The following is a 19,243-nucleotide window of genomic DNA, read 5'->3' on the forward strand; positions in this document are numbered from 1 at the left end:
GTGTCCGTGCTGCAAACGGGGGCAGTTGCACGTTACGGCGGTACTCAAAGGGCAGCCCTCGCTACCAGCGCCTGGCCAGCAGGGGTCCGTAGATTGCCGGGGGCCGCCGTGAGGTGTGCCGGGTTGGATTCACAGAGGAATGACAGGGCACTGCGGCGGGGTGCTCGGGGTGCTGCTGTGCGCACTGCGGCTTGCAACGCTAAAGCGGCGCTGCGCACAGTGACTACGCAACGGCAAACCCGGACAGTTCATCGACGTTGGCGCATGCGTCACAGAAATAGTCGCATAAACGCGCCCCGAAGCGGGCCATAATTTGCGCTATCGACAGGGATTGCTGGAGCAATCCCCTATTCCTCTTATCCACTACCAACGGCCATTGCGGGCGGTGGTTCAGTCCAACAAGGTTTATCTGCCGCGTATGAAGTTCGCTACTGTTTCTTGCAGCGCTGCGCGGCGGATAAACGCTATTCGTTATACGTCCGGGCTTTAAGGGCAACGAATGAACAACAAAGAGATCAAGGCCAAGCTGGCTGCACGAGACGGATTGCGCTGTGCGGTGACTGGTAAGGAGGTTCAAAACCTGGATCAGTTGGAGATCGACCATCTCGTGCCCCAAAGCAAGGGCGGGACAAATGATCTTGAAAACTTGATCCTAGTCAGCCCTCTGGTGAATCGCGCTGTCTCAGATGACGAAAGAAGGCGAACCAGACTACTCATTCAGCAGCTACGCCAGCGACAGGACGAGCTCGCCAAGAACGAGAAAGAAGCGTTCGAACGTGAGCAAGCTCATCGCATGCAGATTGAAGCCCAGAAGAAGGAGCTCGAGGACTTCAGGCGCGCGCTGCACCGAGAGCAATCAGAGCGCGAGGAGGTGTACGCCAAGGAGTTGGATGAGCATCGCAAACGCCTAGTCAAACAAGAGGCTCAGCTCGTTCAGCATCTACGCGAAAGCGAGAGGGAGTTCGGGGTCCGTCTGGCTGCGCTCGAAGATGACCGCGCTAAGTTGGAGGCCGGCATTCGAGAAAAGGAAGTCGAACTTCAACTCGCCCATGAGGATTTTTCTAGGGAAAAGGCGCGGTACGCCGAAGAAAGCCTAAAGAGGGTGCAGGCCAATGCAACGACTTATGTAACCCAGGCACTTGCGGCCCTCGACAGTGCCGCCAAGCGATATCAGTCATTTTCAGGGTATTGGTCAATTGGCGGCGTATTGGCGTTGGCATCAGGAATCGGCGTCGCAGCTTACTTTGGGATGGTGGGACTCTCGGAACCAGCGGGGGGCAGGCAATTAGATTGGGCGCACGTAGTTTTCTTCACCTTCAAGGGGCTGGTTTTGATCGCGCTTTTCATCGCGCTCGCGAAGTACTGCTTCGTTTACAGCCAGTCTTTCATGCACGAAGCACTGAAAAGCACGGAACGGAAGCACGCGATCAACTTCGGTCAGTTCTACCTCGAGTCATACGGCGCCAACGCCGACTGGTCGCAGATCAAAGAGGCTTTTGAGCATTGGAACATCTCTCCAAGTTCTTCCTTTGTTCGGTCCGATGTCGAGGCTTTTGATCCAAAGGTCATGGATCGGATAGCTCAACTTATCGAGTCAGTAAACAAGATAAAGGCCGCCGGAGAAGCAGATGAGAAAAAGCGCTGAGGGACGTATAACTGGTCGTTCCACTCGGACGGCCTCTGGCCGCCGGTGAACTCCGACGTTAAGCGTCATCATCAGACCCACTGCTATGGATGCCGAGGAATTACCGCTTCTGGACGCACTGCGCGGGTTGGCAATGCTTCAACAAGAGTTCCTTCGCCTCTCGCTCTTCATCGCCTCGCAAGGTCCAACCACGTTCGAAGGTGAGTCACTGACCTGCAGCCTCGGTGACGGTCAGCGACGAACAAGCACGTTTCTTGCCATGGCGGCAGGCCAATCGCTTGAAACGCTGCTTCGGATGGCGAAGCTTCGTGGCATACCGGTGCGTGATGCATATCCGATCGCACGCTCAGTCGTGGAGTCCTTCGTTAACGCCAGCTACCTATTGGCCGAGTCGGACGAAGTCGCCGCACGGGCTATCCGCTATGTAGATTACGCCTCCTGGCGCCACCACAACAGAAAATTTGGAAGCGGCGAGTTTTCGATCGAGGTTCGCTCAGACCCTGATCCCTCGGGGACGCTCGCACGGGAGTATCCCGAGTTCAGCGGCAAGGGAAAGAGTTCTTGGACCTCTCTCGATGTTCCTAGTCGCATCAGACGGGTTGGTGAACTTGTCGGTCGCAGAGCTGGCTCGCGTCTACTTGCAGCCTACGGCCTCATTTATTCCCTGTCGTCCGAGATCGTTCATGGATCTCCCTTCGGAGCGAGCTACTTCTACTCGGCGCACTTGAGGGGTGAACCTACCACCGAGGCATTTCGTGCTGGGACGGTTCGACACCTTGAGGAGATCTTTATCGCGGTGCTTCATGCTGGCTGCGGCTATCTTGCTGCCTTCTTTGATCGACAGAACATGCAAGCCCCCTTGGCGGCAGAGGAGAAGATCTTCGCCCGACTTCTTGACTTGAGCACCAAGTCATCTTCTGCCTTCGCCTCTGCTTCAGAGCAAGCAGACCCCAATGACGACGGGAACGACAATGACGCTTAACAAGTTGTTCGTCGCGGACATTCAGTAGCAGGATGCCGCTGCGCGGCGTGTGCTGCCCGCCGGACAACGCCAACGTTGAGGTTGTAAAAAAACCTCCCGCTAGAATTTTCAAATGCACTGCTCGAAAAATCAACGCATCAAAACAGCGCGTACGCTGCGATCAGAGGTGAGGGAATGGTTTGAGTACCCCCCAAAACACACTGTGATGGCATGCACGATGGTTTTTTTACAGCCTCGTTAGAAGCACGTCATGGTTTGAGTGTTACAGCAGACTTTATTTCAAGCTACCCTCACGCAAACCGCCCCGCCGCCTGCCTCCTGAACTGCGTAGGCGTCATCCCCTTCACCTCCAAAAACCGCCGGTTGAAGTTCGCCACGTTGTTAAACCCCACCGCGTAGCACACGCTAGACACATAGCTGTCGCGCTCCATCAGCAACTGACACGCCCGGTTGACCCGCAGGCGGTTGACGTAATTCGTAAACGTCAACCCCGTCGTTTTGCTGAAAAACCGCGAAAACGCACTCTCGCCCATGCCCACCAAGCCGCCCACTTCGCCGATGGACAGGGGTTCCAGGTAGTGGGTGTTGACATGGGCGACCACCTTGTTGATCACGGACAGGGTGTCATCGGAGCCGGTCACCGGCAGGTAGTCGCTGGAGAGCAGGCGGTAGTCGGTGCAGCGGCCCAGCAGGCACAGCAGCTGGGTGAATTCGGCAAAGCGGGCCAATCCGTGGCTTTGGCGGATACGGTAGAAGCGCTCGCGCACGGCGTCGCTGAGGCCGAAGAATTCGATGCCGTGGCGGGCGCGTTCCAGCAGCGGCAGGGTCTCTTCTAGTTCGCGGATCACGCGCATGCCGTCGCGCAGCGGGCCCTCGCGGAACTGGATGACCAGGCTGCGCACGGCCAGGCCATCGGGCGGCAGGTCGGCGCTGACCCAGTTGTGCGGCAGGCGCGGGCCGGTGAGCACCAGGTGGCCGGGCTCGAAGAAGCCGACGTAGTCGCCCACAAAAGCCTGGCCGTGCGCGCCCACAATGAGCTGCAGCTCGTACTCGTCATGGCAGTGCCAGCGCTCCAGCGGCGTGGGGCTGCCGTGCTCGAAGCAGCGCACGAAGTCTTGGTCGTCCCCCGCCTCGTAGCCCAGGCGCGGGTCGCGCAGCAGGTCGTGCTCGATCTCGGGGGCGGTGCTGCGGCGTTGGGTGGGCGGCATGGGGCTTAGATGCCGCCCGTGGGCGCGTCGCTGCGGACTAGCCCTGCGGTTTTGAGGTCGGCCCAAAAGGCTTGCGGGATGGGCAGCGTCATCCAGCGGGCATTCTGCTCGGCCTCGGCGCGCGACTTGGCACCCGGTATGACAGTGGCCACCGAGGCGTGGCCCAGCACGAATTGCAGGGCGGCGGCGGCCAGTGGCACCTGGTGGGCAGCGCAGACCTGCTCAATCTTCGCCACCTTTGCCTTGATCTCCTCCGTGGCGGGCAGGTAGTTGTAGCGGGCCTCGGGCGTGGCACCGGTGACCAGAATGCCCGAATTGAACGGCGCGCCCAGGATGACGGATACGCCCTCTTTGACGCAGCGCGGCAAAAAGGTGTCGAGCGCGCCCTGCTCCAGCAAGGTGTAGCGGCCGGCCAGCAAGAAGCAGTCGAACGGGCCCAGGTCCATCAGGTCTTCGCAGGCTTCGAACTGGTTGACACCCGCGCCAATGCCGCCGATCAGGCCCGCGCTTTTCAGCTCTTGCAGGGCTTTGAGTGCGCCGGTTTCCACAGTTTTGAGGGCGCTGCGGTAGTGGGCGCCCTGCGACCATTCGTCGCAGTCGTGGACCAGCAGCAGGTCGATGCGGTTCAGGCCCAGGCGCTGCAGCGAATCTTCAAACGAGCGCATGGTGGCGCTGTACGAGAAGTCGAAGTGCGGCGAAAACGGCAGTTCGTCCACAAAGATGCCGCCTTCGGACGGTTTGAGTTTGGGCGGCGGCACGCGGCCATGCGGCTTGAGCAGGCGGCCCACCTTGGTGGACAGCACAAACGACTCGCGGGGCAGCGCCCGCAGTGCATCACCCAGGCGGCGCTCCGACAGACCGTGGCCGTACAGCGGCGCGGTGTCAAAGTAGTTCACGCCCGATTGCTGGGCGGCCAGCACGGTGTCTTTGGCCACGTCGTCGGGCACGGCGGCATACAGGTTGCCGAGCACGTTGCCGCCGAAGCCGAGGGTGGTGATCTGCACGTCGGTGGTGCCGACCTGGCGCAAGGGGATGGGGGTTGTCATGGGGTGCGTCCTGGAGTGTTCAGTGCGGTAACGATACGCACAAACGCTGCCGAATTTGGTACGCAAATGTGCGATGCCGGTACGCGTTTGCAGCCAGGAATACAGGAATACCCAGGAAAACCCAGGAATACCCCGCCCCACCGCCTGCCAATGTCCAGAGCCTACAGCCGCCCGGCTACAGCGGGCTGTCGATGCGGATCCAGGTGGTCTTGAGTTCGGTGTATTTGTCGAACGCGTGTAGCGATTTGTCGCGCCCGATGCCGCTTTGCTTGACACCGCCAAAGGGCACGGTGATGTCGTCTTCGTCGTACGAGTTGACGTGCACGGTACCGGCTTTGAGGGCGCGGGCTACGCCGTGGGCTTTGTTGATGTCGCGGGTCCACACGGCGGCTTGCAGGCCGTAGATGCTGTCGTTGGCGATGCGTACGGCTTCGGCGGCATCGGTGAAAGACAGCACCGACAGCACCGGGCCGAAGATTTCTTCCTGGGCGATGCGCATGCGGTTGGTTACGCCGTCGAAGATGGTGGGTTCCACATAAAAACCGCCTGTAGCGCCCAGTACCTGTGCGCCACCAGCTATCAATTTTGCACCGTCTTGCTGCCCTGCGGCAATGTAGCCCAGCACCGTGTCCAGCTGGGTTTTATCGACCAGCGCGCCCATGATGGTGTCGGGCAGCAGCGGGTTGGCAGGGGCGTAGCGCGGCACCAGGGCCAAGGCTTTTTCTAAAAATGCGTCTTTGATCGAGGCCTCGACCAGCAAGCGCGACGGGGCGTTGCAGCTCTCGCCCTGGTTGAAGAACACGCTGCCCACGGCGGCCTCCACAGCGCGGTCCAGATCGGGGCAGTCGGCAAACACGATGTTGGGCGACTTGCCGCCCAGCTCAGTCCAGGCGCGCTTGAGGTTGCTCAGGCCCGCCATCACGTGGATGCGCTTGCCGACTTTGGTGGAGCCGGTGAAGGCGATGCAGTCCACGTCCATGTGCAGGGCCAGCGGTTCACCAGCTTCCAGACCAAAGCCGGGCACCACGTTGAACACGCCGGGGGGAATGCCGGCCTCCAGCGCCAGCTCGGCCAGGCGCAGGGCGGTGAGGGGCGATTTTTCGCTGGGCTTCAAGACGATGGAGTTGCCTGCGGCAAGGGCCGGGGCGATCTTCCAGGCGGCCATGATCATGGGGTAGTTCCAGGGCACGATGACGCCCACCACGCCCACGGGTTCGCGGGTGATCAGGGCCAGCGACTGGTTGCCGGTGGGGGCGATTTCGTCGTAGATTTTGTCCACCGCCTCGCCGTACCAGCGGATGCAGTTGGCGGCGCTGTTCACGTCTACCGCGCGGGCGTAGCGCACCGGCTTGCCCATGTCCAGGGTTTCGGTGAAGGCCAATTCATCTGCGTGGGCCAACAGCTGGTCGGCAAATTTCACCAACACCCGCTTGCGCTGCGCCGGGGGCAGGCCGCGCCAGCGGGCATCGGCAAACGCGGCACGGGCGGCCTGCACGGCCAGGTCGATCTCGGCCTCGCCACCCCGGGTGACTTCGGCCAGCACGCGGCCATCGACCGGCGAGGTTTTGGTGAACACCGCGCTGCCCTGCACGCGTTTGCCGTCTATCCATGCACGGCCATCCAGCTTTAAATCAGCGACATTGAACATGTTGAGTCCTGGTGATACGGGTTAGGCAGCCGCAGCCGCTTGCATTTCGCGCGCCCGGCGGGCTTGCTGGCGGGCCATCGCCACGCTGTAGACAATGATGCCGATGGTGACCACCGTAATCAGAATAGCCGCCGCCGCATAGATGGAAGGGTTCACGCCGCGCCGGGCGTAGCCAAATATCACCTGCGGCAGCGTGGTCACGCCGGGGCCGGATAAAAACTCGGAGATCACCACGTCGTCAAACGACAGGGTGAAGGTCAGCATCCAGGCGGCTATCAATGACGGCGCAATGTTGGGCAGCGTGACCAGAAAGAACACCTGGAGCGGGCGGCAGCCCAGGTCCATCGCGGCCTCTTCAATCGAGCGGTCCATCTCGCGCAGGCGGCCGGTAATGACCACGGTGGCGTAGGCCATGCCCAGCAGGGTGTGGCCCAGCACGATGGTGATAGCGCCCCGGTCGGGCCAGCCGATGGCCCGCTGCACGGCCACCATCAGCAGCAGCAAAGACAAACCGATGATCACCTCGGGCATCACCAGCGGCGCACTGACCAAGCCTGCAAACAGGGTGCGGCCCTTGAACCGCACATAGCGCACCAACACAAAGGCAGCAAATGCGCCCAGAACGGTAGACAGCGTGCCGGTAATCACGGCCACCTTGAGCGACAGCAAGAAGCCCTCTACCAGCCGCGAATCGCCCATCAGCGCGGTGTACCAGCGCAGGGAAAAGCCAGTGAAGATGCCGTCTTGCCGCGTACTGTTGAACGAGAAAACGATCAAAAAGAACAGCGGTATGTACAAAAACAGGTACACCGCCGCCAACCATAAACGGCCAAAGTAGCGGCCAAAGTAGTTTTGGATGAAGCGGGCCATATCAAGCCTCTCCCTGGGTGTCGCTGTAGCGGTTGTAGATGGCCATGGGCACCAAAATGAACAGGATCATCACGATGGCCAGGGCCGAAGCACGCGGCCAGTTGTTGCTGCTGAACATTTCGTCCCACACCACGCGGCCGATCATCAGGTTTTCGGCCCCGCCCAGCAGGGACGGAATCACAAATTCGCCGACGCTGGGGATGAACACCAGCATCGAGCCCGCAATGATGCCGGCCTTGCTGAGCGGCACGGTGATGAGCCAAAACGCATGCCAGGGCGATGCGCCCAGGTCGTGCGCGGCCTCCAGCAGGCGAAAGTCCATCTTCACCAGATTGGCGTACAGCGGCAGGATCATGAACGGGCAGTACACGTAGGTCATGCCGACCAGCATGGACACGTCGGTGTAGAGCATCTGGATGGGTTCGCTGGTGATACCCAGCCCTATCAGCAGGTTGTTCAGCACGCCCTGGTCGGCCAAGATGCCCTTCCAGGCGTAGACGCGCAGCAAAAACGAGGTCCAGAACGGCAGCATCACCATCATCAGCAGGGCGGGTTGCAGACTGGGCTTGGCGCGGGCGATGAAATAGGCAAACGGGTAGCCGATGAACAGACACAGCACGGTGGTCCAGAAGGCGTATTTCACCGAGGTGATGTAGGCCTCGATGTAGATGGTTTGGCCCCAGACCATCACACCGTCATCCCCCAGATCGCCCACGATGGACAGGTAGTTGTGGTACTTCAGCAGGATGTGCCAGATGCCGTCTGCGGCAGTGACCAGCGGCGCGAACGGGTCTACGCCGTTGCCCATGTCGGTGACGCTGATGCGCACCAAAATCAAAAACGGGGCTACAAAGAAGACCACCAACCACAGGTAAGGCACGCCGATCACAAAGCGTGCGCCGGGGATCAGCCGGGCCCATTTCAATAAATGCATAGCAGCACCTCCTTATTGCGTCAGCGTGACAGGGGCGGAGGCCGCCCACCAGAAGAACACTTTGTCGTCCCAGGTGATATCGCTGCTGTCGTGGCGGCTTTGGTTGGCCTCGGTCACTTTGACGCGGCGGCCACCGGGCATTTCGACGATGTAGCTGCTGTAGCTGCCAAAGTAGGCAATCTCGCGCACCGTGCCGGAAAACAGGTTGTAGGCTACGTTGGCAGGCTTGTCTTTGGAAATCCGGATTTTCTCGGGCCGCACCGCCACCGCCAGTGGCATGCCCAGCGTGCCGCTGATGCCGTGGCCGATATGCACCACGCCCTGGTCGGTGGTGACCTCGCAGCGGTCGGGCTCGTCCACGCTGAGGTGGCCGTCGAACAGGTTGATATTGCCAATAAAGTCGGCCACGAAACGGCTGGCCGGATGTTCGTACACCTCTTTGGGTGTACCCATTTGCAGCACTTTGCCCTTGCTCATCACGGCGATGCGCGAGGCCATCGTCATGGCTTCTTCCTGGTCGTGGGTCACCATCACTACCGTTACGCCCACCGATTCAATGATGTTGACCAGCTCAAACTGGGTGCGTTCGCGCAGTTTTTTGTCCAGCGCGCCCAGGGGTTCGTCTAGCAACAAAAGCTGGGGCTTTTTGGCCAGGCTGCGGGCCAGGGCCACGCGCTGCTGCTGGCCGCCGGAGAGCTGGTGCGGTTTGCGCTTGGCAAAGTCGGTCAGCTGCACCAGGTTCAGCATCTCATCGACACGGGTTTTGATCTGCGCGCCGGGCATGCCTTCGCGCTTCAGGCCAAAGGCGATGTTCTCCCAGATGTTGAGGTGCGGAAACAGCGCATACGACTGGAACATCATGTTGATGGGCCGCTCGTACGGCGGCATCTTGGTGATATCCACGCCGTTGAGCATGACCGCGCCCGAAGTCGGGGTTTCAAACCCGGCCAGCATGCGCAGCAAGGTGGATTTTCCGCAACCCGAACTGCCCAGCAGCGCAAAGATCTCACCCTTCTGGATCGACAGCGACACGTTGTCCACAGCGGCCACGCCATCAAAGCGTTTGACCAGGTTCTCGGTGCGCAAAAAGCCTTCAGGGCGGGGTTTGGGCAGGTTCATACGGGGGCATCCCAGAAATCAAAACAATAAAAAAACCGTGCACCCCGGTGAAGACGGTGCACGGCTTGTCATTCAAATTCGCTTATTTGCTTTTCTTGAACAGCGTGTAGACGTTGCTCATGGACTCGCGGGTTTCGTTGCTCAGGCTAGAGGGCGAAACCATCTTGGCCATGTTGTCGGCATCGACGAAGATGGTTTTGTCGCTGGCAATCTCAGGCTGGACCTTGTCCACGCTGGCCTTGTTGGCCGTGGGGTAGGTCAGCTCGTTGGTCAGTGAGGCCGAGACTTCGGGGCGCAAGAAGTAGTCCATGAAAATCATGGCGTTGTTCGGGTGGGTCGCGTCCTTGGGGATGGCCAGGTTGTCAAAGAAGATCAGGCCGCCGGTCTTGGGCACCAGCACTTCGATGTCGTTGCCGTTCTTGTTCTCAATGGCGCGGGCCTTGGCCACGTTCATGTCGCCCGCCCAGCCCAGGCCCACGCAGGCCTTGCCACCGGCCAGATCGTCGATCATGGTGCTGGAGAACAAACGGATGTCCTTGCGCACCTTGGCCAGCATGGCACCGGCTTCTTTGTGCTCGGCTACGTCGGCCGAGTAGGCGTTTTTGCCGATGTAGTGCAGCGCGGGCGGAATGACTTCGGTGGGCGAATCCAGGTAGGCGATGCCGCAGGACTTGAGCTTGGCGGTGTAGACCGGGTTGAACACCAGGTCCCAGGCGTTTTCAGGCAGCGGCATGGAGCCCAGCGCCTTGGCGACCTTGGCCTTGTTGATGGCCACGGTGGTGTAGCTCCAGGCCCAGGGCACCAGGTACTCGTTGCCGGCATCCACACCGGCCAGCTTGGCCATGATGGCGGGGTCGAGGTTGCTGGCGTTGGGGATCTTGCTCTTGTCGAGCTTCATCAGCAGGCCGCCGTCGATCTGCGACTTGGCAAACACCGCACCGGGCACCACGATGTCAAAACCGCTGTTGCCCGCCACCAGCTTGGCTTGCAGGCCTTCGTTGTTCTCGAATGTTTGGTAGTTGACCTTGATGCCGGTTTCCTTCTCGAAGTTGGCGATCATGTCGGCGGCGATGTAGTCGGGCCAGTTGTACACGTTCAGCACCTTTTCTTCGGTGTTGGCAGGCGCTGCCGCAGGGGCCGATGCCACCGGCGCGGGTGCGGGCGTAGCGACTGCCGGGGCTTCTTCTTTTTTACCGCAGGCGCCCAGCAGCAGGGCGGAAAGTGCAATAACGAGTGCTTGCTGTTTCATGTGTCAAAACTCCAAAAAAATGGAAAAACTAAAAATATTGTAGGGACTTACTGAACGTGTCCGGCGGCCTTCAGCTCTTGCCACGTCAGGTCCAGACATAGCAAGATCAGCGCCACCATTTCGTCAATCTGCGCGTGCGTCATCACCAGCGGCGGGGCAATGATCATGCGGTCGCCCACGGCGCGCATTACCAGGCCGTTGGCAAAGCAGTGCTTGCGGCACAACATGCCGACCGACAGGCTATCAAGAAAGCGCTCGCCGGTCTGCTTGTTTTTGACCAGCACCAGCCCAGCCACAAAACCGCAGGTTTCGGCGTGCGCCACCAGGGGGTGGTCATTCAGCGCGCCGTATTTTTGCGCCAGATACGGGCCGATATCGGTGCGCACCCGCTCGACCAGTTTTTCGCGCTCCATGATGGCGATGTTGGCCAGCGCCACAGCGCAGGCCACCGGGTGGCCGCTGTAGGTGTAGCCGTGGTTGAATTCGCCGCCCTTTTCAATCAGCACCTTGGCCACGCGGTCGCCCACCAGCACGCCACCCAGCGGGATGTAACCGCTGGTCACACCCTTGGCAAAGGTCACCAGGTCGGGTTTGTAGCCAAACTTTTCGTAGGCAAACCAGTGGCCCAGGCGGCCAAAGGCGCAAATCACCTCGTCGCTGATCAGCAAGATGCCGTATTTATCCACGATGCGCTGGATCTCCGGCCAGTAGGTGGCGGGGGGAATGATCACCCCGCCTGCGCCCTGCACCGGCTCGCCAATAAAGGCGGCCACCTTGTCAGGCCCCACTTCCAGAATCTTGGCCTCTAGCCAGCCTGCTGCGCGCAGGCCGAATGCGTCGACGCTCTCGCCCGGCAGCGCGTTTTCAAAGAAATACGGCTGCTCGATGTGGGTGATATTGGGAATCGGCAGATCGCCCTGGGCATGCATGCCCGACATACCGCTGAGCGAGGCCGCCGCCATCGTGCTGCCGTGGTAGCCGTTGTGCCGGCTGATGATCACCTTGCGCTGCGGCTGGCCCAGCAGGTCCCAGTAGCGGCGCACCATGCGCACGTTGGAGTCGTTGCTTTCGCTGCCGCTGGTTGAGTAAAAAACATGTTCAAAACTGCGCCCATCCACCTTGGGGGCCAGGCTGGCCAGCTTGGCGGCCAGGGTGGCGGCGGGCACGTTGGTGGTCTGGAAGAAGCTGTTGTAGTAGGGCAGCGTCAGCATTTGCTGGTAGGCGGCCTCGGCCAATTCTTTGCGACCATAGCCCACGCTGACGCACCACAGGCCGCTCATCGCGTCCAGCAGGCGGTTGCCTTCAGAATCCCAGATGTAGATACCGTCGGCGTGGGTGATGACCTTGGCGCCGCGTGCGTTCAGGTCCTGAAAATCAGTGAAAGGGTGGAGGAAGTGGGCGCTGTCCAGCGCCTGGATATGTGCGGTGTCGATGGTATTTTTCATAGCAAACTATCCAGATTAGACGTGCAGCAGGAGGTGCTCGCGTTCCCAAGGCGAAATCACCTTCATGAACTCTTCAAACTCCAGCTCCTTGATCTCGGTGTAGACGGTGATGAATTCCTTGCCCAATATGTCGTGCAGGTCGGTCTCGTTGCGCAGCAGGTCCAGCGCCTCGCCCAGGCTGCGCGGCAGCGAAAACGGGGCCAAATAGGCATCGCCCTTCATCTCGGCCTTGGGCTTGATCTTCTTTTGCATGCCCAGGTAGCCGCAGGCCAGGGTCATGGCCATCGCCACGTAGGGGTTGGCATCTACGCCGATAACGCGGTTCTCGATGCGCCGCGCCTCGGGGCTGGAAATCGGCGAGCGGATGCCGACCGTGCGGTTGTCAAAACCCCATTCGGTGTTGATGGGCGCAGCGGTGTTGCGCGACAGGCGGCGGTAGCTGTTCACATACGGGGCCACCAGCGCCATAGCGGCGGGTTGGTAGCGCTGCAAGCCGCCGATGTAGTGGAAGAAGGCCTCGGACGGCGTGCCGTCTTCGTTGCTGAAGATGTTCTTGCCAGTGGCTTTGCTGACCAAACTTTGGTGCACGTGCATGGCGCTGCCGGGCTCGCCCTCGATGGGTTTGGCCATGAAGGTGGCGTACATGTCGTGGCGCAGCGCCACCTCGCGCACCGTGCGCTTGAAGAAAAACACCTCGTCGGCCAGGCCCAGCGGGTGCGCATGAAAGAAGTTGATCTCCATCTGCCCGGCCCCGGCTTCGTGGATCAGCGTATCCACGTTGAGCTCCATTTTTTCGCAGTAGTCGTACAGCTCTTCAAACAGCGGATCAAATTCATTGACCGCGTCGATGCTGTACGACTGGCGCGAGGTTTCGGCCCGGCCACTGCGGCCAATCGGCGGGCGCAGCACGGTGTTGGGGTCGGTGTTGCGGGCCACCAGGTAAAACTCCAGCTCGGGCGCGACCACCGGCTCAATGCCCATCTCGGCGTACAGGTCGCAAACCCGGCGCAGCACGCTGCGGGGGGCAAACGGCACCAGCTTGCCCTCGCGGTCGTAGCAATCGTGGATCACCTGCGCGGTGGGGTCGGTGGCCCAGGGGACGATGCGCACGGTGGATGCATCGGGGCGCAGTTGCATGTCGCGGTCGGTGGGGTTGACCACGTCGTAGTACGGGCCTTGCGACGGCAGCTCGCCGGTCACGCCCATCGCCACCACGGCCTCGGGGATGCGCATGCCCCGGTCTTCGGTGAACTTGGCCCGGGGCAAAATTTTGCCGCGTGCCACACCGGTCAGGTCGGGCACCAGACATTCCACTTCGGTGACCCGGCGCTCGTTGAGCCAGCTCTCCAGGTCGTTGAAGGTCATGTGTTCTTTTTTGACATCGGCCATAGGCAATTACTCCGTTGAGGTTGGGTTGGGTTGCTTTTGACTTACGGAGCGCCCACATTCGGCACTGAGCGCTGCGTAAGCCGTTTTTTCACGCTGGCGTGATCTGCACGCGGCCCCAAAGGCCGCAAATATCGCGGTGTAAAAAGGGTTCTCGGACCAGCGCCACTCGGGGTGCCACTGCACCGCATAGGCAAAGGCCGGTGCGCCGCTGACCTCAAAGGCTTCGACCAGCCCATCGGGCGCATGGCCAATGGCACGCAAGCCCGGTGCCAGCCGCGCAATGCCTTGGCCGTGCAGCGAATTGACCTGGGTGCGCAGCCCGCCCGCCCACTGGGCCATAGCGGAATCGGGGGCGACCCGCAGGTCGTGGCGCAGGCCGTATTGCACGGCCAGGGACGTTGCAGCATCTTCCCGGTGGTCCAGCATGCCGGGCAGGTCTTGCACCGCCTGGTGCAGGCTGCCGCCCAACGCCACGTTGATTTCTTGAAAGCCCCGGCACACGCCCAGCAGCGGCACGCCCAGCGCAATGCAGTGCCGCACCAGCGCGAAGGTCAGGTTGTCGCGGGCCGGGTCCAGCGGCAGGCGGGGGTTGGCCACCGACTCATTGAAATGGGAGGGGTGTACGTTGGAGGGCGAGCCGGTCAGCATCACACCATCGACCAGGGCCAGCAATGCAGGAATGTCCGCCGCATCGGCCAGCGGAAAGCTGACGGGCTGGGTGAGTGCCCCATCGCGCACGGCACGGGCGTATTTGTCGCCCAGGTACAGGTACGGCAGCGCGGTGTCGTCGCCGCCGTTTTGCCGATGGTCTAGCGGCAGCCACACCAGGGGCCGGGTTGGAACGGTGCTTACGTCTGCGGTGGAGGTCATGCCAGCCTGGCTCCAGAAGAAAAAGTCTTGTCACATCCTACCCGACACGCTGCGCTTGTGCCGCACAAAACACTATATTTTTTGTAGCTGCTTGCGCAATTGGAATATGCGCTAGAGGCCGATTTCATGCATAAACCAAGGTTTTCAGCGGGGTGGGCTGTACAGGGTATTCACCAGCTGCGCCAGCCGCGCCCCGGCCTTGGTGAGCTGGGCAGTTTGCAGGGCCTCGCGCCGGGCGTGGTAGTCGGCCGGGTGAGTCAGATCGGCGGGCCAGACGCGGCGGCCTTTGTCCCGCGTGGCGGGCTGTAGACGCAGGTCGGTAAACACCCCGGCCGATACCGCCACCGTGTCGCTGGCCCAGATTGTGGCCAGCTTGCCCAGGCCCGCCCGGCTTTTGCGCAGCGCGCGGGCGGCTTGCAGCATGGAGGCGGGCACGGTGTGGGCGCGCAGACCGTCGGGCAAGTCGTCCCACAGCGCATGCAGGGTGCCCTGCTCCAGCAAGATGCTGTTGCCGCCCCGGGTTTCCAGTACTTCTGCCGCGCCGGGTGCATCGGGGTCGATGGCCTGGCCCGCCTCATTCAGGTAGAGCGCGCCCACGTGCAGCGGCTGGTGCAGATCGCCCACCCAGTGCGCCAGCAGCCGCAGGGCCTCGCCCCGGCTGGCGATGCGGAACGGTGCGGGCACGGGCTGGCCTTGCAACTGGGCGATGGCGGCGTTCACGGCGTGCACTACATCGTGGTCGTGCGCCCCCACGTAGCCGCGTTTGTAGCGGCCATGCACAGCAGCCACGTCAGCGAAGTGGTAGGTCCTGTGGCAGTCGCGCCGCTGGCCGCAGCCGTCCCAGTTGCGGGCCACGAAGTCTTGCATCGCCCGCTGGCCGTCCCGCGTTTCGAAGCGTTTGCAGGCCGGAGATGCCCAGCGTTCATCGGCTACATAGTCGAAGCCCTGTGGCCCCCACTGCACGTTTTTGGCGCAATCGGCCCACGGCCCGGCCTGGGCCAGGGTCAGCCCCAAGTCGCGCTGTACACCGGCCTGGGCCTGCGGGGTGAGCAGCTGGTCGGCTATCGCGCCCACCAGCATGTGGCCCTGGTGGCCCCAGGCCCCTACAGGCAGGGGCAACAGGCTGGCGGCCAGGCACAGAGCGGCCAGGCATTGTTTTAAATACACGTGCTATCCCTTGGTTGGTACCAACACCCCGTGGATAGGAGGGAGTGGTCAAGGGGGGAGCATAGCCGCAGCGGCGGGCGGGTAATTTCATCAAAATTAATAGCTGCCTGCGCAAATGGAATATGCGCCAGAGGCACTTTTTATGCAGAATCCATCAACAGCTGCGCCAGGGCCGCCGCAATCGGCAGGCCGCTCTCGGCCTCGAAGTAGCTGAAGGCGGGCATGGGGTTCACCTCGAAGCACACGTACTGGCCATCGGGCCGCAGGCGCAGGTCGATGCCGCTCAGGGGCAGGCCCATCGCCTGGGACATGGCGACGCAGCGGGCGGCCACGGCGGGGGGCAGCGTGGTGGCCGCCACCCGGGCAGCTGCACCGCTGCGGTGGGCGTAGCGGTAGTCGGTGGCGGCGCTGGTGATTTCGGCGGCCAGGGCCTGCGGGCCGACCACATGCACGCGCACATCCACGCCCGGCACATGGGCCTGGAACTGGGTCGGCAGCTGGGCCAGGCGGTGCATGCGCGACAGCCAGGTGGCATCTAGCTCGGTGACGATGGAGCGGATGCCGCTGATCGACTTGAACACCACCCGGCCATGCGCGTTTTGGAAGGCCTGGACCTCGGCCGCGTCGCTGGTGACCAGCGTGGGCGGCACCAGAAACCCGGCCTCGCCAATCCACTGGGCTTGCAGTGGCTTGGAGGCATTGACCTGCATGGCCGCAGGGCGGCTGACGACCCGCGCCGGGGCCACGTCCAGCCATTCCACCAGTTGGCGGTGCAGGGCCAGAACATGCTGTTGGGCAGATGCAGGCAGGTGGGCCACGGCGGGCTCCAGCGGGCGGGCATAGACAGCGCGGATGTCGGCCAGCGCGGTGCGTACACCCGCCACCACCAGCGCACCCGTCACCCCGGTGGGCCCCAGGTGCAATGACAACGCAGCCTGCTCTAGCGCGGCAATGTCCAGCAGCAGGTAGTGCGCGCGCGCCGCTTGCAGTGCGGCCACCAGGCAGGCGATAGGCGGGTCATCGGCCAGGCCGTAGACGAGGATCATGCGGGGGCATCCACCAGCGCACGCTCGGCCAAGTCGGCCAGATCGGCTAGGTCGGCTAAATAGCGGGCCACTGCGTCGATATCTTCCAGGTCGCTCAAGGCGGGATGGGGGCTGACATCCACCAGCGCAATCCCGTCGGCCCGGCGCACAAAGCGAAACTCCAGCAGCGTGAAGCCCAGGTTTTGCGCCGTGGCCACGCAGGCCACGCCCAGCCGCCCGGCCAGAATGCCGGTGGTCAGCGTGCCCGCCACCAGCACGGTGGCATCCCAGGGTTCGGCCACGGTATCGGGCACGGTATCGGGCACGCTTTGCTCCACCGTGTTTGCCACCGTGTCCACATGGCGTGCCGCCACCGGCAGGCCGCAGCGGGCGGCGGCGCTGGCCCAGTGCAACAAGGGCAGCTGTGGCACCAGCCAGGGCTGGCTGCGCAGCGGCTGCACCACACAGTCGCCGCAGGCGGCCAGCCAGCTCAACACCAGGGCCTGCAATTCCATAGCGGCGTAGTCGCGGTCTTTGGGGTGGGCCTGGCTGAACTGGGGTACGGGCAGGTGCTGGATGCGGTTGAACACGGCGCGGATTTGCCCGCTGTGCAGCGCCGGGCGGCCCGGCAGCACCAGGCGGGTACGGGCGCAGCCGTACGCGTCCACGGTGTGCGACCAGCTGGCCAGACTCAGGCTTTCGGGGCGCACGGTCCAGACTTCGACCGCAAAACCGCCAGAAGCACCGGAAGCACCGCTAAGCAGGCTGCGCACCGATGCCGCAACGGATGCCGCACCGGCATCGCTGGCATGGGCCAGCACCAGCACCACTGCATGCCCACCCGCCAAGGCAGCGCAGTCGGCGGGCACCACCATCGGGATCGTCATCGTAGCGAGGGCGCGTCAAACGCCCGTTTGGCATCGCGGTCACCGGCGGCCATGCGCTGCTCTACATCGGTGCTGCCGTCGGCATGGCCTGCGTACAGCGGGCCGCCCAGCAGGTCGGGGCGCAGGCTAGCGTCGATGAAGGGCTGGGCCATGCCCAGATGGCCCGGATCGGCCACCGGGGCGGAACGCACGATGCGCTGCTCCAGCATATCTTTGCGCTCTTTGGCGATCTCTTTGGCAGTTTCTTTGGCGGTTTCTTTGGCGACTTCCTTGTTGTCTTTGCGCAGGTCTTTGCGGTCCTTGACCAGCGACTTGACACTGCAACGCACGCCCAGCGTGGCCGTCATGGTGGGGCCCGAGGCCGATATTTCGGTGACCGACACGCAGGTGCTGACCCCTGCGTACGACTTGGAATGCGGCGTGGTGGTGGCATTAAAAGCGGTATTGCCCGCGCTGCCAGGAAACGGGTCGCCGCTGTCGGTCTGTACCAAAACCACCTTGCAGGGCCCCCCATCGCCATTGCCGGGCTGGGCCTCATCAATGTGCCAGACCAGCAGGCCCGCGCCGGGGAGCTGCGCGTCAAAGCCGGTACGCTGGCGGTTTTCTAGCAAAAAATACTCGCTGCCGCCCGCGCCGTTCTTCCACAGGCGGTGCACCGTGTGGCTGGTTTTGACATCGGGCAGGGCCACCGGGCCGCTGGCGGTGACGTTGGCCGTGCCGACCCAGCCTTGTTGGACCTTGCACCAGGCAGAGGGGTGGGCCGGAGTGTCGCCACCGCCGTTCCACGAGCCACCCGCCATCAGGCACCAGTCGCCAATGCCCTCAGAGCTGCCGTCGGTGTCGTACAGATCCGGAAAGCCAAACAATAAGTGGCCGATTTCGTGCGCGCACACGCCCAGCCGGGCATCTTCGGGCAAGGTGAGGTAGGCGTAGAGGTGCTTGCCATCGACCGGCATGGCCGCAGGCAGCACGTGCTTGTGCGACCAGATGTCGCCCGCCAAGCCGGTTTGCTCGCCGCCGCGCCCGGCATGCACCACGATGAAAGCATCCACAAAGCCATTGCCGTCGTTATCAAACAGGCCAAAGTTCACCGCCGGGTTGGCCGCCACCGCTGCATCCTTGGCCAAGATGTTGGCCCGAAACGCGCCGCCGCCCCGGCCGATGCCGAAGTTGTCGTTGGCATACCAGGCCAGGGGCTGCGGCAGGGTGTAGGGGCCCACCACCTCGCCCACGATGTCCACCAGCCCGCCGCTGACCTCTTGGTAATACTCTTTCACACTGCCGTGGGGCCGCACGCCGGTGGAGAAAAACAGCTCCCGGTAGTGCTGCGGGGTGTGCACCATAGCCTGGTCGCTGAACTGGGCCAGCACCACGATGACCCGCAACTCGCCGCGCAGCGGAGCCCGGTCGCCCGCCGCGCCCCGGATGGTGGACGGGGGCGTGCCCTCGGGGAACTGGTCGGGTGGAAAAATCACGCCATCGTTAAAACCCAGCCGCGTGGGGCTGCGCGCCAGCGTCAGGGCGCTGGCCAATGCCGGGCTGACCGTGCCGCGCGCCTGGGCCAGTTCGGCCTGGAGCCGGGCCTTGAGCTCGGGGCTGGGGGCCACCGCAAAAAAGCCCGGCCCCCCCCGTGCAGGCGCACCACAGCCGCAGGTGTTTAAGTAGCGTGTCATGGAGGGGGGGCTCTTCAATGGCATCCTTTGACGATAAACGCACCCCGGCCCCCCGCCATCCATTGCATCCCCCTTTTGGGGGATAA

The 19,243-nt window shown here is 62.6% G+C and carries 16 protein-coding genes; 2 read left to right on the plus strand and 14 right to left on the minus strand.

Features of this window, described 5'->3' with window-relative positions:
- Window positions 1-499 precede the first annotated feature (499 nt).
- Together AC0969_RS18745 and AC0969_RS18750 are read left to right on the plus strand one after the other, a co-directional pair.
- Window positions 500-1,645: an HNH endonuclease gene (locus AC0969_RS18745; protein WP_479625667.1), complete on the plus strand. Its 1,146-nt coding sequence runs from the start codon at window positions 500-502 to the stop codon at window positions 1,643-1,645.
- An 85-nt stretch (window positions 1,646-1,730) separates the two neighbouring features.
- A complete protein-coding gene (locus tag AC0969_RS18750; protein WP_479625668.1) occupies window positions 1,731-2,627 on the plus strand; it encodes a DUF5677 domain-containing protein in 897 nt (298 codons plus the stop codon).
- Between the two features lie 290 nt (window positions 2,628-2,917).
- Here the strand turns inward: AC0969_RS18750 and AC0969_RS18755 are convergent, their stop codons facing one another.
- From AC0969_RS18755 to AC0969_RS18820, 14 genes are all read right to left on the minus strand, one after another.
- Window positions 2,918-3,835 carry an AraC family transcriptional regulator gene (locus tag AC0969_RS18755; RefSeq protein ID WP_479625669.1) on the minus strand — a complete coding sequence of 306 codons (918 nt, stop codon included), beginning with the start codon at window positions 3,833-3,835 and terminating at the stop codon, window positions 2,918-2,920.
- 5 nt (window positions 3,836-3,840) lie between these two features.
- Entirely contained in the window at window positions 3,841-4,881 is a 1,041-nt protein-coding gene (locus tag AC0969_RS18760) for an aldo/keto reductase (RefSeq protein ID WP_479625670.1), read from the minus strand.
- A 175-nt stretch (window positions 4,882-5,056) separates the two neighbouring features.
- Window positions 5,057-6,529 (minus strand): aldehyde dehydrogenase, encoded by a 1,473-nt coding sequence (locus AC0969_RS18765; RefSeq protein ID WP_479625671.1) that lies wholly within the window; start codon window positions 6,527-6,529, stop codon window positions 5,057-5,059.
- Between the two features lie 21 nt (window positions 6,530-6,550).
- Window positions 6,551-7,399 carry an ABC transporter permease subunit gene (locus tag AC0969_RS18770; protein ID WP_479625672.1) on the minus strand — a complete coding sequence of 283 codons (849 nt, stop codon included), beginning with the start codon at window positions 7,397-7,399 and terminating at the stop codon, window positions 6,551-6,553.
- A gap of 1 nt (window position 7,400) precedes the next feature.
- Window positions 7,401-8,333 (minus strand): ABC transporter permease, encoded by a 933-nt coding sequence (locus AC0969_RS18775; protein ID WP_479625673.1) that lies wholly within the window; start codon window positions 8,331-8,333, stop codon window positions 7,401-7,403.
- A 12-nt stretch (window positions 8,334-8,345) separates the two neighbouring features.
- Window positions 8,346-9,452 carry an ABC transporter ATP-binding protein gene (locus AC0969_RS18780; RefSeq protein ID WP_479625674.1) on the minus strand — a complete coding sequence of 369 codons (1,107 nt, stop codon included), beginning with the start codon at window positions 9,450-9,452 and terminating at the stop codon, window positions 8,346-8,348.
- Between the two features lie 82 nt (window positions 9,453-9,534).
- The gene (locus AC0969_RS18785; protein ID WP_479625675.1) at window positions 9,535-10,701 is read right to left on the minus strand and encodes an extracellular solute-binding protein; all 1,167 of its coding nucleotides are present in this window, start codon (window positions 10,699-10,701) and stop codon (window positions 9,535-9,537) included.
- Between the two features lie 47 nt (window positions 10,702-10,748).
- Window positions 10,749-12,146 carry an aspartate aminotransferase family protein gene (locus AC0969_RS18790; protein ID WP_479625676.1) on the minus strand — a complete coding sequence of 466 codons (1,398 nt, stop codon included), beginning with the start codon at window positions 12,144-12,146 and terminating at the stop codon, window positions 10,749-10,751.
- A 15-nt stretch (window positions 12,147-12,161) separates the two neighbouring features.
- The gene (locus AC0969_RS18795) at window positions 12,162-13,535 is read right to left on the minus strand and encodes a glutamine synthetase family protein (protein WP_479625677.1); all 1,374 of its coding nucleotides are present in this window, start codon (window positions 13,533-13,535) and stop codon (window positions 12,162-12,164) included.
- 6 nt (window positions 13,536-13,541) lie between these two features.
- Window positions 13,542-14,405, minus strand: a complete 864-nt coding sequence (locus tag AC0969_RS18800; RefSeq protein WP_479625678.1) for a gamma-glutamyl-gamma-aminobutyrate hydrolase family protein — start codon at window positions 14,403-14,405, stop codon at window positions 13,542-13,544.
- 144 nt (window positions 14,406-14,549) lie between these two features.
- Complete coding sequence (locus AC0969_RS18805; protein WP_479625679.1) at window positions 14,550-15,572, minus strand: S1/P1 nuclease; 1,023 nt, start codon at window positions 15,570-15,572, stop codon at window positions 14,550-14,552.
- A gap of 140 nt (window positions 15,573-15,712) precedes the next feature.
- Complete coding sequence (locus AC0969_RS18810; protein ID WP_479625680.1) at window positions 15,713-16,618, minus strand: ATP-grasp domain-containing protein; 906 nt, start codon at window positions 16,616-16,618, stop codon at window positions 15,713-15,715.
- Window positions 16,615-17,484, minus strand: a complete 870-nt coding sequence (locus AC0969_RS18815; protein WP_479625681.1) for a hypothetical protein — start codon at window positions 17,482-17,484, stop codon at window positions 16,615-16,617. The genes AC0969_RS18810 and AC0969_RS18815 overlap by 4 nt, the downstream gene beginning before the upstream one ends.
- Window positions 17,481-19,157 (minus strand): M6 family metalloprotease domain-containing protein, encoded by a 1,677-nt coding sequence (locus AC0969_RS18820; protein ID WP_479625682.1) that lies wholly within the window; start codon window positions 19,155-19,157, stop codon window positions 17,481-17,483. The genes AC0969_RS18815 and AC0969_RS18820 overlap by 4 nt, the downstream gene beginning before the upstream one ends.
- Window positions 19,158-19,243: the final 86 nt, after the last annotated feature.

It is taken from the genome of Rhodoferax sp. LB1P47 (genome assembly GCF_056521445.1).